Annotated in this window: 18 protein-coding genes; 15 read left to right on the top strand and 3 right to left on the bottom strand. The window is 66.7% G+C overall.

Annotated elements, in window-relative coordinates; translation table 11 throughout:
• The first annotated feature begins 118 nt into the window (after positions 1-118).
• From LL964_RS12575 to gnd, 8 genes are all read left to right on the top strand, one after another.
• The gene (locus tag LL964_RS12575; RefSeq protein WP_104585764.1) at positions 119-1,174 is read left to right on the top strand and encodes a bifunctional nicotinamide-nucleotide adenylyltransferase/Nudix hydroxylase; all 1,056 of its coding nucleotides are present in this window, start codon (positions 119-121) and stop codon (positions 1,172-1,174) included.
• Positions 1,175-1,296: 122 nt separating this feature from the next.
• A complete protein-coding gene (locus LL964_RS12570; protein ID WP_104585762.1) occupies positions 1,297-2,700 on the top strand; it encodes a nicotinate phosphoribosyltransferase in 1,404 nt (467 codons plus the stop codon).
• Positions 2,701-2,722: 22 nt separating this feature from the next.
• Positions 2,723-3,823, top strand: a complete 1,101-nt coding sequence (locus LL964_RS12565; protein ID WP_104586456.1) for a hypothetical protein — start codon at positions 2,723-2,725, stop codon at positions 3,821-3,823.
• Entirely contained in the window at positions 3,816-4,880 is a 1,065-nt protein-coding gene (locus LL964_RS12560; protein ID WP_104585761.1) for a DNA methyltransferase, read from the top strand. Before LL964_RS12565 ends, LL964_RS12560 begins: the two co-directional genes overlap by 8 nt.
• Before the next feature lie 72 nt (positions 4,881-4,952).
• On the top strand, positions 4,953-5,693 hold the full coding sequence (locus LL964_RS12555) for a DUF2242 domain-containing protein (RefSeq protein ID WP_104585759.1): 741 nt from the start codon (positions 4,953-4,955) through the stop codon (positions 5,691-5,693).
• Positions 5,694-5,818: 125 nt separating this feature from the next.
• Positions 5,819-6,199, top strand: a complete 381-nt coding sequence (locus LL964_RS12550; RefSeq protein ID WP_104585757.1) for a glycine zipper 2TM domain-containing protein — start codon at positions 5,819-5,821, stop codon at positions 6,197-6,199.
• 202 nt (positions 6,200-6,401) lie between these two features.
• Positions 6,402-7,727, top strand: coding sequence for a hypothetical protein (locus tag LL964_RS12545; protein WP_104586455.1), 1,326 nt, complete (start codon positions 6,402-6,404; stop codon positions 7,725-7,727).
• A gap of 21 nt (positions 7,728-7,748) precedes the next feature.
• The gene (gene gnd / locus LL964_RS12540; protein WP_104585756.1) at positions 7,749-8,690 is read left to right on the top strand and encodes a phosphogluconate dehydrogenase (NAD(+)-dependent, decarboxylating); all 942 of its coding nucleotides are present in this window, start codon (positions 7,749-7,751) and stop codon (positions 8,688-8,690) included.
• 302 nt (positions 8,691-8,992) lie between these two features.
• On the opposite strand, the gene LL964_RS12535 is transcribed toward gnd, so the two are convergent.
• Entirely contained in the window at positions 8,993-10,051 is a 1,059-nt protein-coding gene (locus tag LL964_RS12535; protein WP_104585754.1) for an oxidoreductase, read from the bottom strand.
• 150 nt (positions 10,052-10,201) lie between these two features.
• On the opposite strand from LL964_RS12535, the gene LL964_RS12530 reads away from it, so the two are divergent.
• From LL964_RS12530 to folK, 5 genes are all read left to right on the top strand, one after another.
• On the top strand, positions 10,202-10,585 hold the full coding sequence (locus tag LL964_RS12530) for a BON domain-containing protein (RefSeq protein WP_167395207.1): 384 nt from the start codon (positions 10,202-10,204) through the stop codon (positions 10,583-10,585).
• Positions 10,586-10,880: 295 nt separating this feature from the next.
• Positions 10,881-12,692, top strand: coding sequence for a sensor histidine kinase (locus LL964_RS12525; protein ID WP_104585753.1), 1,812 nt, complete (start codon positions 10,881-10,883; stop codon positions 12,690-12,692).
• Positions 12,689-13,129 carry a response regulator gene (locus tag LL964_RS12520; protein WP_104585751.1) on the top strand — a complete coding sequence of 147 codons (441 nt, stop codon included), beginning with the start codon at positions 12,689-12,691 and terminating at the stop codon, positions 13,127-13,129. The genes LL964_RS12525 and LL964_RS12520 overlap by 4 nt, the downstream gene beginning before the upstream one ends.
• Before the next feature lie 3 nt (positions 13,130-13,132).
• Positions 13,133-14,635 (top strand): ATP-binding response regulator, encoded by a 1,503-nt coding sequence (locus LL964_RS12515; protein WP_104585750.1) that lies wholly within the window; start codon positions 13,133-13,135, stop codon positions 14,633-14,635.
• A gap of 81 nt (positions 14,636-14,716) precedes the next feature.
• Entirely contained in the window at positions 14,717-15,232 is a 516-nt protein-coding gene (gene folK / locus LL964_RS12510) for a 2-amino-4-hydroxy-6-hydroxymethyldihydropteridine diphosphokinase (RefSeq protein WP_104586453.1), read from the top strand.
• A 110-nt stretch (positions 15,233-15,342) separates the two neighbouring features.
• Here the strand turns inward: folK and LL964_RS12505 are convergent, their stop codons facing one another.
• Positions 15,343-16,080, bottom strand: a complete 738-nt coding sequence (locus LL964_RS12505; protein ID WP_104585748.1) for a pteridine reductase — start codon at positions 16,078-16,080, stop codon at positions 15,343-15,345.
• Here LL964_RS12505 and LL964_RS12500 point away from each other — a divergent pair.
• Both LL964_RS12500 and LL964_RS12495 read left to right on the top strand, forming a co-directional pair.
• The gene (locus tag LL964_RS12500) at positions 16,079-17,332 is read left to right on the top strand and encodes a class I SAM-dependent methyltransferase (RefSeq protein ID WP_208621392.1); all 1,254 of its coding nucleotides are present in this window, start codon (positions 16,079-16,081) and stop codon (positions 17,330-17,332) included. The genes LL964_RS12505 and LL964_RS12500 overlap by 2 nt on opposite strands.
• Entirely contained in the window at positions 17,320-17,733 is a 414-nt protein-coding gene (locus LL964_RS12495) for a VanZ family protein (protein WP_104585747.1), read from the top strand. The genes LL964_RS12500 and LL964_RS12495 overlap by 13 nt, the downstream gene beginning before the upstream one ends.
• 498 nt (positions 17,734-18,231) lie before the next feature.
• Here LL964_RS12495 and LL964_RS12490 read toward each other — a convergent pair whose 3' ends face one another.
• Positions 18,232-19,092 (bottom strand): 2OG-Fe(II) oxygenase, encoded by an 861-nt coding sequence (locus tag LL964_RS12490; RefSeq protein WP_104585746.1) that lies wholly within the window; start codon positions 19,090-19,092, stop codon positions 18,232-18,234.
• Between the last annotated feature and the right edge of the window lie 51 nt (positions 19,093-19,143).

The raw sequence follows: 19,143 nt of genomic DNA, 5'->3' as shown, positions 1-19,143 counted from the left end.
CGGATGACCGGGATGTTGACGACTGCGCGCCGGCTTGACGTCGCTGTGCATCGGCGTAGCATGCGCATCAAGCCTTCGGACAGACCGTTGGCGAACCAATCAACCGTGAGGGATTCTCATGGCAGTACCGTACGACTATCTCGTGTTCATCGGGCGTTTCGAGCCCTTTCATAACGGCCACGCCGCCGTTGCCCAACACGCGCTGGGTCTGGCCAACAAACTCATCGTGCTGATCGGCTCCGCCGACACGCCGCGTACCATCCGCAATCCCTGGACCGTCGCAGAGCGCGCGGTGATGATCGAGTCCGCGTTGCCCGAGCAACGTCAGCGACTGATCCTGCGCCCGCTGCGCGATCACCTCTACAACGAAAGCCTGTGGATCGCCGAGGTGCAGCGCCAGGTCGCCGAGGCGATACAGGCCGACGGGGGCGCAACCGACGCGCGCATCGGCCTGATCGGCATGGACAAGGATGCCAGCAGCTATTACCTGCGCGAGTTTCCGCAGTGGCCACTGGAAGACGTGCAGCACACCGCGACCTTGTCGGCCACCGAACTGCGCCGTTATCTGTTCGAGGCGGGCGACATCGGTTTCCATGGCGGACTGTTGATGTTGCGCGGCAATGTGCCGACGCCGGTGTACGACATGCTGGAAGCGTTCCGGCGCAATTCGCCCAGCTACGCGCAGCTGGTGGCCGAATACCGCTTCATCGAGCACTACCGTGCGGCGTGGAAGGACGCGCCGTATCCACCGACCTTCGTCACCACCGATGCAGTGGTCGTGCATTCGGGGCACGTGCTGCTGGTGCGGCGGCGTGCCGAGCCGGGCAAGGGGCTATGGGCACTGCCGGGCGGCTTCGTTGGCCAGGACGAGGGCCTGCTGGATGGCTGTCTGCGCGAGCTGCGCGAGGAAACCCGGCTCAAGGTGCCGGTGCCGGTACTCAAGGGCTCGCTGCGCGGTCGTCAGGTGTTCGATCACCCCGAGCGTAGCCTGCGCGGGCGCACCATTACCCATGCCTTCCACTTCGAATTCCCCGCCGGCGAGTTGCCTGCAGTACGCGGCGGCGACGACGCCGACAAGGCGCGCTGGATTCCGATCGCCGAAGTCATGGCGATGGGCCCACGCCTGTACGAAGACCACCTGCATATTCTCGAATTCTTCCTGGGTCGCGGCTGAGAGCGAGGGCGCGTGCGGGTCGCCACCGATGCAGAACGGCCGCCCGTCCATCCCTTGCCTGCAGTGTGACCTTCCACCGGCGGACAGACCGCCGGTTCACTCGACGCGAAGGAGCTTCCGTCATGCATTACCTCGATAACCTGCTGCTCAATACCGACAGCTACAAGGCCAGCCACTGGCTGCAATACCCGCCCGGTACCGACGCCTCGTTCTTCTACGTCGAATCGCGTGGCGGCCTCTACGACCAGACCGTGTTCTTCGGGTTGCAGTCGATCCTGAAGGAAGCGATCAACCGGCCGGTGACGCATGCCGACATCGACGATGCGAAGGCCTTGCTGGCCGCGCACGGCGAGCCCTTCAACGAAGCCGGTTGGCGCGACATCGTCGATCGCCTGGGCGGGCAGTTGCCGATCCGCATCCGCGCGGTGCCTGAAGGCACGGTGGTGCCCACGCATAACGTGTTGATGACGATCGAATCGACCGACGCCAGGGCATTCTGGGTGCCATCGTATCTGGAGACCCTGCTGCTGCGCGTGTGGTATCCGGTGACGGTGGCCACGGTGAGCTGGCAGGTGAAGCAGACCGTGCGCGATTACCTGGAGCTCACCAGCGACGATCCGGAAGGGCAGCTGCCGTTCAAGCTGCACGACTTCGGTGCGCGCGGCGTGTCCAGCCTCGGCTCCGCAGCCTTGGGCGGCGCGGCGCACCTGGTCAATTTCCTCGGTACCGATACCTTGTCGGCGCTGTTGCTGGCACGTGCGCATTACCACACACCGGTGGCAGGCTTTTCGATTCCGGCGGCCGAGCACAGCACCATCACCAGCTGGGGCCGCGAGCGCGAGGTCGATGCGTATCGCAACATGCTGACCCAGTTCGCGCGCCCCGGCTCCGTGGTGGCGGTGGTGTCTGACAGCTACGACATCTATCGCGCCATCCGCGAGCATTGGGGCACCAGCTTGCGCGAGCAGATCATCGCCTCCGGCGCCACGGTGGTGGTCCGCCCCGATTCGGGCGATCCGGTGGACGTGGTCGAACAGTGCCTGGTGCTGCTGGACGAGGCGTTCGGCCACCGGCTCAACGGCAAGGGCTACAAGGTGCTCAACCACGTGCGCGTGATCCAGGGCGATGGCATCAACCCGCTATCGCTGCGCGCGATTCTGGAGCGCATCACCGCTGCCGGTTACGCCACCGACAACGTCGCTTTCGGCATGGGCGGTGCGTTGCTGCAGAAGGTGGATCGCGACACGCAGAAGTTCGCGCTCAAGTGCTCGGCAGTGCGCGTGGACGGGCAGTGGATCGATGTCTACAAGGATCCGATCACCGACCAGGGCAAGCAGAGCAAGCGCGGCCGCCTGACCTTGCTGCGCGATCGACGCGACGGCAGTTACCGCAGTGCCTTGCTCGACGAGGCGGCCGCAAGCAGCGGCTGCGAGGATGCCCTGGTGACGGTGTGGGAGAACGGCGTCATGCAGCGGGAATGGACGCTGGAGCAGGTGCGTGCGCGCGCCGATGCCGCGCGCCGTTGATCGGCAGCAGGCCGGCATGACCGTGTCCGCCTCCATCGACGACGCATCGTCGCTGTCCACGTCGCCGCTGTTGGCGCGGTTGCGTGCCACAGTGCCCAGCCTGCAGCGTCGGGTACCACTGCAGGACGAGTGCGGCCGCTGGCATCGGTTGCAGATCGGCGAACGCGGCTACCGCGTCGCGCTGCCGGTCACGTTCACTCCCTATGCGTCGGTGCGGCCATGCTCGGCGCGCTGCGGGTTCTGTTCGGAAAACCTGCGTCAGCACGGCGGCGGTCCGACTGGGTCCATGCTGCGGCCAGGCCCAGCCTACTTCGACCAGCTGCGTGCTGCGTTGCAGGTGCTGCATGCGGTGCCGTTGTCGTATTCGTTGTCCGGCCTGGAGATGACCGACGACGCGCAGTGGCTGCAGGCCCTGCTGCAGACCTTGTCGGCTACCGCTGCTGGCCCGCAGGTCGAGCAGCGTGTGCTCTACAGCAACGGTGCCGGTCTGGCGCGTGCGCAGGGAGTGCGCCTGCTCGATGCGCTGAGCGATTTTGGACTTTCGTGGATCGAGTTGTCGCGCCACCATCCGCTGCAGGCGCGCAACGATGCCATCATGCGCTTTCGAGCGGACGAGCCCATCGCCGATGCGGCGACCTTCGAGCACACCGCGCGCCGCATCGCCGAACGCCTGCCGGTGCGGCTGGTCTGCATCGTGCAGCGCGATGGCATCTGCAGCGCCGAGGACATCGCACAGTACATCGGGTGGGCACGCCGCTGCGGTGCCAGCCAGGTGATCTTCCGCGAGCTGTCGCGCCTGGACGAGGCATATCGCAGCAACGGCACGTGGCGCTACATCGAACAGCAGCGCGTCGGGGTGGAGCCGTTGCTGGCCGACTGCATGCAGCAGCCGTGGTGGACGCACTGGCAGCTCGACGGCATGACCGAAGGGTATTACTTCTGGAATGTACGCCTGCGCGCCGACGACGGCATGCAGGTGGTGTTCGAAAGCGCCGACTATGCGGCCATGCATGCGCGTCATGCCACCGGCGATATCTACAAGCTGGTGTTCTTCGCCAACGGCCGTCTGTGCGCCGGTTGGGATCCGGATGCCGACGTGCTGTGGGAGGCGGACGGTGGATGAGTTCGATCGGCGTAGCTGGTGGGTGCCCAGTGTCGACGATGCGCGCTGGGTCCTGCCGGACGATCTGCGCGCCACCGATCCTCTGCATGGCCGCGACCGCGGGTGGGTCAACCAGATGCGCCCGTTCGTGCGCCACTTCAGTTCGCCCGGCGAGCAGGTGTTCGATCCGTTCTGTGGCTTCGGCACCACACTGCTGGCCGCTGCCATCGAAGGTCGCCACGCGCACGGCATGGAGGTCGATGCGGAGCGGGCGCGGACGGCGCGCACGCGTCTGCGGCGGCTGGGAGTGGATGCGCCGGTCAGGGTCGGCAGTCTGGCGCACACGTCACCGGCCGCCGCGATCGATCTGTGCCTGACCAACGTGCCGTACTTCGGCTGCCAGTGGCGTGGCGCGGCAACCCAGGGCCAGTTGTACGACAGCGCCGATTACGCCGGCTATCTGGCAGGCATGCGCGCAGTGTTCCATGCCTTGCGGCGGCGCTTGAAGCCGGATGGATTCGGCGTGGTCATGATCGAGAACGTCCAGCTGGGCGGACGCATGATTCCGCAGGCCTGGGATCTGGGCCGGATCCTGGGCAGCCTGTTCACGCTGCGCGAGGAGCGCGTGCTGTGCTACCAGCGCCCGGCTGGCGGCGTGGAGCACGCATGCACCGACAGCAACCGTAGCCACGAATACGCGCTGATCTTCCAGCACTGCCGGGCGCGTCTGGATCCGGCGCAGGCGGCGCAGCTGCTGCAGGCCGTGCAGGCGCTGGGGTTGCCGGTGGTGGTGCACGGCAGCTACGCGCGCTGGCTGCAGTTGCCCGCGTCGGTGCCGGACGGGCCGGCCGACCTGGACCTGATGCTGGGTCCGGAGCAGCCAGTGTGGGACCGCCTGACCAGTTGGCTGCAGGCGCAGGGCTTCGCCCTGAGCCTGTGGGGCGAGCCCTGCCAGGCGCCGGTGGCGCTGGCGGCGGTGCGTGCGCATCACTATCTGCGCGCCGAACGCATCGGTGCCGATGGCAGCCGGCTGCAGGTGGACCTGCAACTGCCGGGGGATGAACCGCCGATGCCCTGAGCGGCGGCGCGACGCCGCGGCCACATGGGTTGCGGCTATCCTCTGCGCGGTTCTGGATGATGGAATCTTGCCATGTCTCGTATTTCCCTGATTGCGCGCGGCGCGCTGCTCGGCACCCTCGCGACCCTGGCCGGCTGCGGCGGCAGCAAGGGCGACAGCATGCTGATGCGCGAGTCGTTCAATTCCGACGACACCTATTCGCGCAATGTTGCCGCAACCTCGCCGCAGGCCTGCGAAGCGGCCCGGCGCGTCCTGTTGAGTCAGGGTTACGCGGTGACGCGCGCGGATGCGGCCGGTGTGGAAGGCAGCAAGAACTTCCAGCTCAAGGAAGCCGAGCAGAGTGAGCAGCTCAACCTGCGCATTTCCTGCGCCAGCCAGGACGACGGCAAGGCGCAGGTGTTCGTCAGCGCGCTGCAGGACCGCTATGCGCTCAAGAAGAGTTCGACGTCGGCCAGCGTCGGGGTGGGCGTGCTGGGGTCGTTGTCGCTGCCGGTGGGTAGCAGCGGCGATTCGCTGGTGCGCGTCTCCAGCACCACCGTGCAGGATGCGGCCTTCTACAAGCGCTTCTTCGAACGCCTGAATTCGTATCTGCCGAAGGTGACCGAGGCGCCGCCCTCGGCGACCGCTGCACCGGCACCGGCACCGGTGGCGCGTCCGGCAGCCTCGCCTACTCCTGCACCCGCCGCGCCGCCTGCCGCAGCGCCCACCCCTGCGGCCGTGGCGCAGCCGCCGGTAGCGCCGCTGCCAGTGGAGGCGCAGGACCCGCCGCCTGCGCCGGCCCAGGAGCCGCGCAGCGAACCCGCCACGCCGTGACGCGGAGTTCATGCATCGCTCCGTGGGCTGAATAACGATCGGCACGTTTCACGTTACGTTCTCGAACCCGCGAACAGAGTGCCGGCCATGGCTCGCCGAGTGGGCGAGGATGATGGAGATCGACGATGAAGATGCGTACTTCCCTGCTGGGCATGACCATGATCGGCCTGATGGCCACGAGCACGTTTGCGCAGGCGCAGCGGTATTCGGACCAGGGCCGCTACTCGGAAGCCGACGAAGGCCGCAGGTTCTCCGACGGCACGCGCGTGCGTTGCAGAAACGTCGAAGTGCAGAAGAATTCCACCGACCCGAACCGGATCGGCGGTACGCTGGCCGGTGCTGCCATCGGCGGCTTGCTCGGTAACCAGGTCGGCGGCGGCAACGGCAAGAAGCTCGCCACGGTGGCGGGTGCAGTGGGCGGCGGCATGGCGGGGCGCGCCATTCAGGGCAATCGCCAACAGGCCAACGGCAACCGCCAGGTCGAGCGCGTCTGCGAACGCCGCTGAGCGCCGATCCGCCGCTGAAGAGCGGTCTGCACCGATGTCTGCGAGCCCCGGCCATGCCGGGGCTTTTTCAATCCAGCCGGCAGCACCGCTGCCCTGTCCACGACATAACGATGCGTCACAGCAAGTCCATGGCAATCAGCAATTGCACCTTGTCGGATGGATGGATCCGGCATGCGGTGCGGTGGTGAGGCCCGCTGCCGCGATGCGGCCTCGCGTCCAGGCACTGCTGTGCGCCACGCTCCTGCTCATCGTGCAGGTTCCGCACGCGGCTGCCATCACGTCGGCGCCGGTGACCGATGCCGCAGGGAGCGACTGCGTGGAGCTGTTGCTGCGCCGGCTGGGTTGGCGGATCCAGCATGCCGCGATCGACACCGTGGCGATCCAGCGCGGAGCGCCATGCACGCGCGCCTCGCTCGCGCAGGCGCAGGCGGCTGGCGATCTGCAGATCAGCCTGCCCGTCGGCTGGAGCGCCGGGCAGCGCCATGTGATGTTCGAGAGGTTGCTGGACGACCCCGCAACGCTGTGCGCTTACGGGTTCGAACTCGGCGCGGCCACCCGCCGCGCCGTCAACCGGCTGCAGGACAATCCGCATTACCGTTTCTCCGCGCTGCAACTGGGCTGGATCGGCTTCGGCTGGCGCGGTGCTGCCGCACAGGGATGGAGCCGATTCCGTAGCTTCGGCCGAGGCTATCAGCCGGCCGCCAGCAATGCGCGGGCGCTGGATGCGTTCTATCGCGGTCACGTGCGTTCCGAGTGCGGGGTGGGGCGGCAAGTGGCCCAGCTCGCCACCCAGCGCGAGCTGTATGGCGATGCGGGATTCGATCGCGCGTTCACGCCTGGCGAGCTGTCGATCGGCACGTTCCTGACCTTGCACGACACCGACAGCATCCTGCTCGGCGCGCACGCTGGCGAATTCTTCGCCGACGGCAAGGCGGTCAAGACCTCGCAACTGGGGCGGCAAGCCTTCGTAGGCGCACCGGGTTTCATCGCGCACGTCTTCGACAAGCGCTATCTGGACGATATCCATAACCAGGCCGAGAACTTCGTGGTGGTGGATGTGGGCGATGCGGCGGCACAGGCGCTGGCGCGGCATGGCGGGTTCGCCTACTACGACGCACTCAACCGCAGGATCTGGGAACTGGCCAGGTCGTTGCGCGGGCCGGGCAAGCGCAGATTCGAGCGGCTGCTCTACGAGCGCGATGCGCGCCTGCGCGTCAGTCTCGATCCGCAGCAGCAGACACGACTGCAACAGGTGCAGGAGCTGCTGGACGATCCGTTCTATCGCCAATTCCAGGTCTACGTGCATCCCAAGGGAGTCAAGCCGATCGGCTACCACGTGGCGCGGTTGCTCGACCGCAACCCACGCACGCCGTACGCGATCGATCTGACCCTGCACAACCTGCACAGCAGCCTGTACCGGCGATGGATCGACTGGCAGCTGCAGCAGTGCAGCGGCAACGCCGTGACGGAACAATCCATTGAGAATTCCAACACACCAATCTACAGCGGGCATGGCACCCTGCACTGATCAGAACACGAGGAGCGATTCATGGAACTGGGTATGGTGGGCTTGGGCCGGATGGGCGCCAACATGGCCGAGCGTCTGGTGCGTGGCGGGCATCGTGTGCATGGTTACGATCCGGGCGCGAGCGCGCGCAGCAGCGCACAGGCCAAGGGCATCGTCACCTCCGAGGCGCTGGAAACGCTGGTGTCCGCATTGCCGCAGCCAAAGGTGGTGTGGTTGATGGTGCCCGCCGGCAAGATCGTCGATGACACCCTGGCGCAACTGGTACCGCTGCTGCAGGCCGGCGACATCGTGATCGATGGCGGCAACTCGTATTACAAGGATTCGCAGCGCCGCGCCGAGCAGCTGCAGGCCAGCGGCATCGCCTTCGTCGACTGCGGCACCAGTGGGGGCGTCTGGGGCCTGCAGGAAGGCTACAGCCTGATGGTCGGTGGCGACGAGGCGGTGGTGACCACGTTGCATCCGATCCTGGCCACGCTGGCGCCTGCTCCGGACAAGGGGTGGGGGCGGGTGGGCCCGAGCGGCGCCGGTCACTTCACCAAGATGGTCCACAACGGCATCGAATACGGAATGATGCAGGCCTATGCCGAGGGCTTCGCGCTGCTGCAGCACAAGACCGATTTTGCGCTGGATCTGCATCAGGTCTCGGAGATCTGGCGCGACGGCAGCGTGGTGCGCTCCTGGCTGCTGGACCTGACGGCCGATGCGCTGCTACACAACCCGACCATGGGAGGTATCGCGCCCTTCGTGGCCGATTCCGGCGAAGGGCGCTGGACGGTGGCCGAGGCGATCGATCTGGAAGTCTCGGCGCCGGTCATCACGTTGTCGTTGATGGAACGCCTGCGCTCGCGCGACAAGGATTCGTTCACCGACAAGCTGCTGGCGGCGATGCGCAACCAGTTCGGTGGTCACGCGGTGATGTCGGCCGTCACAACGGCGCCGGCGAGCGGCAGCAAGGACGCCTGAGCGCGGCTGGCAGCTGCGCGCGCGCGCGTGAGCGCGTGCGTCGCGTGGGGCGGGGCTTGTGATCGGAGTTCGACGCTGCCCCGCCGCGAACAGCGATGGCAGGACAGCGGCGAGCGAAGGTTCGCGCAGGGATATTCCGCTGTCGGCTCGCAACAGCACTGTCATCGGGCACGCGGCAATGCGCGTGCCTGGCCCGCTTGCACGTCCCGCGGAGGCGGCTGCGTCAGGGGATGGCCAGCGCACCGGCACGCAAGTGTGCAGCGTACAGGCGCGGCTTGCGCAACGGATACGGCTGTCAGCCGTTATCGGCCAGGTGAATCACCCAGCCACTGCACCTGGCCGGTGGTGGCGCTGCGTCGGGCCAACTCCAGTAACTGCATCAGCTGCACGGCATCGGTCGCGCTGACCGGTGCGGGGCCATTGCCGGCCAGCGCATCGCGGAATGCGGCATAGCACTGCCGGTAGTCGCCGGGCTGATTGTCCGGCTGGTGGGTGTGCATGCGGCCTTCCTCATCCACGCGGGTCAGCGTGCCGGGCAACGGATCCACGCCCCAGCCGACGGTGCCGGGTCGGCGGCCCGCACGCAGCTGGTCTTCCTGCGTATCCAGTCCGTGCTTGAGATAGCTGCCGCGGCTGCCGTGCACCGCAAAGCGCAGCCGGTTGTCGGCCACCAGGGAGCCGGCGTGCAGGATCGCCCGTAACCGCGGGTAGTGCAGGGTGACGTGGAAATAATCGTCGCTACGCGCCTGGCTGCGTTGAGGCAGCAGGTCGGCAGCGATCGCCTGTGGTGCTCCGAACAGCTGCACTGCCTGGTCGAGCAGATGCGGGCCGAGGTCGTACCACAGCCCGGCGCCGGGAATATCGCTTTCGCGCCAACGGTCGCGTACCTGTGGGCGATACCGATCGAAGTGCGAATGGAATTCCACCACCTCGCCCAGCAGGCCTTCGTCGATCAATCGGCGCACGGTCAGGAAGTCCGCGTCCCAGCGACGATTCTGGAACACGCTGACGATGCGCCCGGCGGTTGCTGCCGCCTGCATCACTGCACGCGCCTGATCGGCATCCAGCGTGAATGGCTTGTCCACCAGCACATGTTTGCCGGCCGCCAGGGCCTGCAATGCGAAAGGCGCGTGGGTCTGGTTGGGAGTGGCCAGCACCACCGCGTCCAGCGCGGGATCGGCCAGCGCAGTGTCGAGATCGGCGATGACGGTGACGTCGGGAAAATCGGCCTGCGCCAGTTGTGGCTTGGACGACACCACGCTGTGCAAATGCAGGCCGGGCGTGGCCGCGATCAGGGGTGCATGGAAGGTGCGGCCGACATAGCCGTAGCCGACGACGGCCAGATTGAACGGTTTAGGCATTGAAAACGGTTCATTGCAACGACGGAGGAGGCCTGCATGGTATTGCACCCACCTGTGTGCGCCGGGTTCACAGCTCTTGCATGCTGCGGTCACGTCTGCTCGACGGGCGCGGCCGCAAGCTTGCCGCCACGTTCAACAGGAGTGGCTGAGATGAAGAAGATGATGCATGCACGTAAATTGCTCGCGCTGTCGTTGTCGCTGGGCCTGACCCTGGGCGCCACGCAGGCGTTTGCCGCGCCGCAGGACATGGGAGCGCACAAGGATCACGCGGCCAAGGATCACGCGGCCGGCATGAACGAGTCCAAGAAGCCGGTGACCGACACCTGGATCACCACCAAGGTGAAGGCCGACCTGCTGGCCACCGACAACGTGTCCGGCACCGACGTCAAGGTCGAAACCAAGAACGGCATCGTCATGCTGACCGGTACGGTCGCCACCCAGGCCGAGCATGACAAGGCGGTGGCCGTGGCCAAGGGCATCGAAGGCGTCAAGAGCGTCAAGGCCACCGGGCTGAAAGTCACTGCCAAGCAGTGAGGTCCTGACGCCGTTGCGAATGCCGGACCTGCCGAGGCGAGGCGGCAGGTCCGACACGAGGCGCACCCTAGCGGGTGCGTCTTTTTTTATGGATGCTGGGTCCAGACCGTCAGCCCGAGAGCGACAACCTGAGCAGGTTCGCTCTCGCCGTTTTCACCAGCGTTGCACGTATCATATGCCTATTCAGGCATGTCATGGTTGGATGGACTGGCCTGAATCATTCATCTCATCGTTGGCGCGATCGGAGACAATGCCGGCTCGCCCCGACACGCAGCGAGCGGATACAGACCTAGCAATGCAGACAACGTCCCAAGCAGACAGATGGGATCGCTGGAGACTGCCATCGTTGGCGGCTGCCGTGTTCCTGATCGTGGTGGTGCCGGCGTTGCTGTTGCAGCAGATGGCGCGCAACGCCAACCAGGCGGCGGTGCGGGTTACCCATAGTCACGAGGTGCAGGAGACTGCGCAGCGCCTGGAAGCGGCGATGCGCGACACCGAGTCGGCCGCACTGATGCGCTCGCACGGGATGCACCATCCGGCGCTGGATGAACGCATGCGCCGCGGCCGACGCGAGGCCCTGGCCGCGGTAAGGCAACTGATCGAACTGACCAGCGACAACCCGGCCCAGCAGGTGCGCATGGGGCGCATCCAGAGCACCATCGAGCGCCGCCTGCTGCTGGCCGAACGCATCGCCGCAACCACCGAGCCGGCGCAGATCCGCGCGCTGATCGAAGATATGACCGTGAACAACCCGATCCGGGTGTTGATCGACGAACTGCAGGGCGCCGAAGGCCGGATGCTGGAGTTTCGCAATGCGCGGGCGGAGACCGAACGCGTGCATTTCGCGGTGCTGAGCTGGGCGGCGCTGGCAGTACAGCTGCTGCTGCTCACCTCGGTGATCTGGCTGTTGCAACGTCAGATCCGGCGTCGCCTGGCGGCCGAGCAGGAGTACCTGCGTGCCAACGGCCGCGCCGGCTCGGTGCTGCAGACCGTGCGCGAACCGATCGTGCTGCTGGATTCGCGCAGGCGCATCGTGCTGCACAACCCTGCGTTCGCCGATCTGTACGGACTGGAGGAGCGCGGCAACGAGCTGATGGCGCTGGAGGACGTGGGCGACGGGGTCTGGCGCGATGCGCAGATTCACCAGCGGCTGGCCGACGTGCTGCTGCGCGACCGTGAGCTTTGGGATTTCGAGCACGAACAGCGCGCAGCCGATGGCGTGCTGCGCACCATGTTGATCAACGCGCGGCGCATGCCCTTGCCCGATACGGTCGATGAGGATGTGGTGCTGATGACGGTCAGCGATATCAGCGTGCAGAAGGCTACGCAGCTGCGCATCCAGGAACTCAACCGGCAGATGGAAGGCAAGGTGGAGCAGGTGTCGGAGGTCAACCGCGAGCTGGAAGCCTTCAGCTATTCGGTCTCGCACGACCTGCGCGCTCCCTTGCGCCATGTGGCCGGTTTCTCGGACAAGCTGGCGCGCCATCTGGGCGATGCGGCGGACGAGAAATCGCGCCATTACATGGAAGTCATCAGCAGCTCGGCGCGGCGCATGGCGTCGCTGATCGACGATCTGCTGGTGTATTCGCGCCTGGGCCGCAGTGCGCTGCGCCTGCAGGCGGTGGACATGCAGTCGCTGGTGGCCGAAACGCGTGCGATCCTGGATTCGAACGTGCAGAGCGAAAACACCGGCCACCGTGTGGACTGGCATATCGCACCGCTGCCGGTGCTGGTGGCCGACGAGAACATGATGCGCCAGCTGTGGATGAACCTGCTGGGCAATGCGGTCAAGTACAGCGCCAGGCGCGAGGTGGCCCGGATCGAGGTCACCTATACGCTGACCCAGGAAGGCGGCCACCAGTTCAGCGTGAGCGACAACGGTGCCGGCTTCGACATGGAGTACAGCGCCAAGCTGTTCGGCGTGTTCCAGCGGCTGCACAAGGCCAGCGAGTACGCCGGTACCGGCATCGGCCTGGCCAGCGTGCGCCGCGTGCTGGCGCGTCATGGCGGCCGCATCTGGGCCGAAGGCGCCGTCGATGAAGGTGCTACGTTCTATTTCGAGCTTCCCCCTGCGCCTGAAGCGCCCAACCAAGAGTTCACCGTATGACCGCCATTCGTACCATCCTTCTGGCAGAAGACAGCCCGGCCGACGCGGAAATGGCCGTCGACGCGCTGCGCGAAGCCCGCCTGGCCAATCCCATCGTGCATGTCGAGGACGGCGTGGAGGCGATGGACTATCTGTTGCGCCGTGGCGCGTTCGCCGACCGCGAGGAAGGGCTGCCCGCCGTCCTGCTGCTGGACATCAAGATGCCGCGCCTGGACGGGCTCGAGGTGCTCAAGCAGGTGCGCAGCGACGAGGCGCTCAAACGCCTGCCGGTGGTGATCCTGTCCTCTTCGCGCGAAGAGAGCGATCTTGCGCGCAGCTGGGATCTGGGCGTCAATGCCTATGTCGTCAAGCCGGTGGATGTGGATCAGTTCTTCAACGCGGTCAAGACGCTGGGTACCTTCTGGGCAGTCATCAACCAGGCACCGGAGCTGGACTGAACCATGCCGCATGAGGGGGGCAAACTGGAGCAGCTGAAGATCCTTCTGGTGGAAGATTCACCGGAGGACGCCGAGCTGTTGTCCGATCAGTTGCTGGATGCCGGCATCGACGCGGCATTCGAGCGCGTGGACAGCGAGCCGTCGCTGCGCAGTGCGCTGGAGACGTTTGCGCCGGATATCGTGCTGTCGGACCTGAGCATGCCCGGCTTTTCCGGGCATCAGGCGTTACGCCTGGTGCGCCAGAACGGTGCAACCCCCTTCATCTTCGTCTCCGGCACCATGGGCGAAGAAACCGCGGTCAAGGCGCTGCAGGATGGCGCCAACGATTACATCATCAAGCACAACCCCACCCGCCTCCCGAGCGCGGTGACGCGGGCAATCCGCGAAGCGCGCGCCGAGCTGGAGCGCCAGCGGGTGGAAAGCGAACTGATGCGGGCGCAGCGGTTGGAGAGCCTGGCCATGCTGGCGGCCGGGTTGAGCCACGACCTGCGCAACATCCTGCAGCCATTGCTGATCGTTCCCGACCTGCTGGCCGGGCGCACCGACGACCCGCAGTTGCGTCAGCTCGCCAATGTGGTGGCCGAATGCGGCCGCCGCGGGCACGAGATGGCCGAGTCGATGCTGTCGTTCGTGCGCGGTTCCAACAAGCCGCGCGAACAGGTCTCCATCGCCAACCTTTTCCAGGCGGTGCAGATGCTGCTCAGGAGCAGCCTGCCCGATGGCGTGCGCCTGCAGATGGATCCGATCCCGGCGGATCTGACCATCGAAGCCAATTACACCGAGCTGCAGCAATGTCTGCTCAATCTGGGGCTGAACGCGATCCAGGCGATGCCCGGCGGCGGCAGCCTGCTGCTGGCCGCCGATCGCTACGATTCCACACGCGTGCGCATGAGCGTGGCCGACACCGGCATGGGCATGAGCGATGAGACCCGCGCACGTCTGTTCAGTCCGTTCTTCACCACCAAGGCCGATGGCACCGGCCTGGGCTTGATCTCGTGCAAGCGCATCGTGGAAAGCTACGGCGGCAGCATCCAGGTGGACAGCCAGCTGGGCAAGGGCACGCGTTTCGACATGATCGTGCCGATGCGCGCGGCACCGGCGCCGGTCGCCGATGCCGAACTGCCGCTCGCGCTGGGTCATGGCCAGCGCATCCTGCTGGTGGATGGCGAGGCCACGCGGCTGTCGCTGCTCGGCAATGCCTTGTCCAGCCAGGGCTACCAGCCGCAGTTGGCGACCGATGGCGCGGCGGCGCTGCAGCTGGTGCAGCAGCACGCCATGCCGGACCTGGTGATCATCGACAGCGACATCATCATGCTGTCTGCAGTGAGCGTGCTGCTGAGCATGCAGGAGCTGGGCTACCAGGGACCGGCGATCGTGCTGGAAGATGTCGGCTCGCCGCTCCAGCGTGCGCATTTTCCGCCGGATATCCCGGTGCACGTGCTGCGCAAACCGCTGGAAATGCGGCGGGTGTTCCGCGCGGTGGCGCACGCGCTGGAAGCGGCCTGACGCCCCTGCCGGAACGTGCAGGCGCGGACCGGCGCATCTGCAACAGTTGACGCTGATGCCGGCTGCATGCGCGAATACCGCATGACCACCGTGCTCCTCAGCCTGGGCAGCAACGTCCAGCCGACCCACTATCTGCACCTGGCCGTGGCGGCCTTGCGCGCGCGCTTCGGCCCGCTCCTGGTATCCCCTGCCTATCGAACGCCGGCCGTCGGGTTCGATGGGCCGGACTTCGTCAACAATGCGGTCGCCTTGCAGACCGAGCTGGACCTGCATGCGCTGGACCGTTGGCTGCACGCGCTGGAAGATGCGCACGGGCGCGATCGTAGCGGGCCGCGCTTCAGCGACCGCACGCTGGACGTGGACGTGGTGTTCTTCGGCGATCGCATCGTCCAAGGGCCGGGGCAGTTGCGTATTCCGCGCCCCGAGCTCAAGCATGCCTTCGTGCTCAAGCCGCTGGCCGATATCGCGCCGGAGTTCGTCGACCCGTTGAGCGGCCAGACGCTGGCCGCGCTATGGAAGGCGCACCCGCAGCACGCCGACGCGTTCACGACGGTGGAACTGGCCGCTGCGCCCGCAGCGCTGGGTATGGCGCAGTAGCGCCTCGTGTTGCGCCGCTGGGCTCTGCACCTGCGGGACGCTGTCCGGACACGACCGGGGACGTCGCGTTGGCGGCGCAAAAACGGCGCGGCCTTCCGTGCATGGACGCGCTAGCTCAGTTGGCGGCCGCCATCCACGTGCAGGGTCTGCCCGGTGACGAAACCGGCATCGGCCAGCAACCAGCGCACCGCTTCGGCGATCTCTTCCGGCGTGCCGGTGCGCGCCAATGGGGTGCGTGCGAGCAGCGCCTGCTTGGCATCGGCGGCCTTGCCTTCTTCCGGCCACAGGATCGCGCCGGGCGCCACCGCGTTGACGCGCACATCCGGCGCCAGTTCCAGCGCGAGCGAACGGGTCAGCATTTCCAGCGCGCTCTTGGAGGCGCCATACAACGGATGATGGCGCATCGGCTGCTGCGCATGCAGGTCGGTGAGGTTGACGATGGCGCCGCGGTGCTGGCGCAGTTGCGCGGCGGCGGCCTGGGCGATGAAGAACGGGGCTCGCGCATTGACCGCGAACAAGTCGTCCCACTGCGCCGGCGTGGCCTCGCCCAGCGCGGTGGGATAGAACGCCGAGGCATTGTTGACCACGGCGTCCAGGCGGCCGAAGGCGGCAAGACAGTCGGCGACCAGTTGCGCCGGCGCCTGCGGCAGACGCAGGTCCGCGTGCAGGGCGTGTGCGCTGGCGGGGCGTTGCGCGCACAGCTCGGCCACGCGCGCGCTCAGCGCCTGGCCGGAGCTGTGCGCATGCAGCGCGACGCGGTAGCCGGCGGCGTGCAGGGTGGTGGCAATCTGTGCGCCGATGCGGCGGCCTGCACCGGTGATCAGCACCACCTTGGAACTGTCTGTCATGGCGTACTCGCTCGGCGTCGCGGAGGGCTCGGCTATGCTGTGCATTGTCTTCGCAACCGGTGCCCGCATGCACGCCGACCTTCCCACCCCCGATTCGGACGCACTGGCGCATAGCGATCGGTTGGCCGCTCACCTGCGCGCCGAAATCCAGGCGGCCGGCGGGGCGATCCCGTTCTCGCGCTTCATGGAGCTGGCGTTGTATGCGCCGGGCCTGGGCTATTACAGCGCCGGATCGAGCAAGTTCGGCGACAGCGGCGATTTCGTCACCGCGCCCGAACTCGGGCCGCTGTTCGCGGCCACCGTCTCCGGCGCGCTGGCGCCGGTGCTGCAGCAGCTTGGGCCACAGGCGCGGGTGCTGGAGGTGGGCGGCGGCAGCGGCGCGTTCGCCGAAGTCATGCTCAAGCGGCTGCTGGAGCTGGATGCGTTGCCGGAGCGCTATGCCATTCTCGAGCCCAGTGCGGATCTGCGCGAGCGTCAGCGCGAGCGGCTGGGCCGTAGTCTGATTCCGCCGGTGTTCGATCTGGTCGAGTGGCTGGATGCACCGTTCCCGGACGATTGGGACGGCGTGCTGTTCGCCAACGAGGTCATCGATGCCTTGCCGACGCCGCGTTTTGCGATACGCGACGGGCAGGTCTACGAAGAGACGGTGGTGCTGGATGCACAGCAGCGGTTCGCGCGCGGCGAGCAGCCTGCCGATGCCTTGTTGAGCGCGGCCGTGCGGCATCTGGAGCGCTATCTGGAGCAGCCGTTCGCCGAAGGCTATCGCTCCGAGTTGCTGCCGCAACTGCCGTACTGGGTGCAGGCGGTGGCCGGCGGGTTGAAGCGTGGTGCGATGCTGTTCGTCGATTACGGCTACCCGCGTGGCGAGTTCTACCGCCCGCAGCGCGAAGACGGCACCTTGCGCGCGTTCTACCGGCATCGCATGCACGAGGACCTGTACCTGTGGCCCGGTTTGCAGGATCTCACTGCCTCGGTGGACTTCACCGCGCTGGCCGAAGCCGGTACCGGGGCTGGCTTCGAGTTGGCGGGTTACTGCACGCAGGCCAGCTTCCTGCTCGGCAATGGCATGGATGCGTTGCTGACGCAGGCCGATGCGCGTACCGACGAGGTCGGCCGCATGCGTCTGCGGCAGCAGGTCAAGCAGCTCACCTTGCCCAGCGAGATGGGCGAGCGCTTCCAGGTGATGGGGTTTGCGCGCGATGTGGATTTCGCCCCGGCCTTTCTGGCCGGCGATCTCACGTGGCGGCTGTGACCGCGGCGCTGCGGCCGTTCCATCGGCCGAGCGTGTGGGTGGGGCTGTGGATCGCCGCAATCGTGGCGCTGATAGCGGTATGCCTGGGGCCGCCGCCGGAGTTCCCCGAGCTGCCGTCCAATAGCGACAAGGCCGAGCACTTCCTGAGTTTCGCGCTGCTGAGCTGGGGGGCGGTGCAATTGTTCGCGACCCGCCGCGCACTGCTGCTGGCTGCATTCGGTCTGGTGTTGCTGGGTATCGGGATCGAGATCGCGCAGGATGCACTGACCACCAATCGCAGCGCCGATCCGTACGATGCGCTGGCCGATACGCTGGGGATCCTGGCCGGCCTGTGCCTGGCGTGGACGCCGCTGCGATTGGTGATGTTGCGCATGGATAAGCGCTTGTTTGGGTCGCGCTGATTGTTTGGCAACGCGGTGCGATTGGGACTGCAGATTCACTGCAGGGCCATTGCCCGCCCACCATCGCGGGACACGCTGCAAGTACGTCCTTGTAGCTCTTATGCGGCATCCGTGCCGCGTAAGGTCTCGCGACGGTGGGCGGGCAAGGACCAGTCGAGTTCATCGTGTGCACCGATCGCTATGCAGCAGCCAGAAAGTCGCGTGACGCGGTGTCCTCGCTCTTCAATAAAACGACCATTCAACTTTCTGGTGCGGTGTCCTTGCCGCTTGCGGGACCGTTGGCGGCATGGATGCCGCCATCGAGCCCCATGGATGGGTTCACGGCGTGTCCCGCGAGTGGCGAGGGCACCCCGCGCCCGGCCCGCTCGGCTTTAGACGGTATCCGAACCCCGCCACGACGCAACGCCCCTGTCGCGAGGAGCCGATCCGACCAGTTGGGTGGGTCATCCAGGACGATCGTCGTGCACCTGGGGGCTGCGTAAGCATTGAGCTCCGCGTTCAGCCGGGCATATGCACTGCGCGCTCGCGCAGCCACTTGGTGGCCACCCACTTTTCCCCGGCCAGCACCGGTGCGCCGGCGTGCAGGCTGCGCGTCATCGGGTGTGGGCGGTCGTAGCTGAAAAACACCGCATTGCCTTTCACCGCGGCCACGTCCAGGTGCGCCTCCGGAAAGCGCGTGGCGCCGCCACGTTCGGGCGTGTTGAGGTACATCACCAACGAGGCCACGCGCTGGCCGCCAGCGCGCAGCAGCACGGGCGTGCCGGCCGCATCCGGGTCGAAGTAATCGTAATGGGGTTGATACTCGGCGCCGGTGGCGTAGCGCAGGACCTGCAGGCCCTCGCCGTGCTCCACCGGCCAGTCGAGCAGGCGTGCGATGCGCGCTTCGATCCGTTGGCATAGCGTGTCCTGCCCAACTCGCAGGCACATGCTGTCGCTGGTGCGCGCGGCATGGACGATCTGCGCGCCGCTGCCGTTGTCCACGGTGCGCGAGCGCGCCAGGTATGGATACGCCATGGCGATCAATGCATCGCATTCGGCCTCGGAGAGAAAGCTGCCCAGCACCACGACGCGGGGCAACAACAGGCTGACCAGCACGCGCACCTGACGATCACCCAGGTCCAGCAGCGAGGCATCGTCGTGTTGCAGCACCGCGGGCACGCGCACCGGCAGCGGCAAGTCGTTCGCTCGTGCATGCCGCTCGATGTGGTCGCGCAGCAGCGCTTCGACTGCGTCGATGGCGTCCTGCTCGTTCCAGCCTCGCTCCAGCAGCGGCTGTAGCGCCTGCTCGGGCGGGCGTCCGGCCATGGCTTGCGCCACGATCCAGTCGGCCAACGTGTCGGGGATAGCGATGGATGTCATCGCTCTACAGTGCATGCGGACGTGTGTCAGTGATGTGTCAAATGTGTCGCG

Origin of the sequence: Xanthomonas melonis (assembly GCF_020783655.1) — a bacterium.
GTDB lineage: Bacteria > Pseudomonadota > Gammaproteobacteria > Xanthomonadales > Xanthomonadaceae > Xanthomonas > Xanthomonas melonis.
Note: the sequence above shows the minus strand (reverse complement) of the source record. Positions and strands in the feature narration are given on the sequence as shown.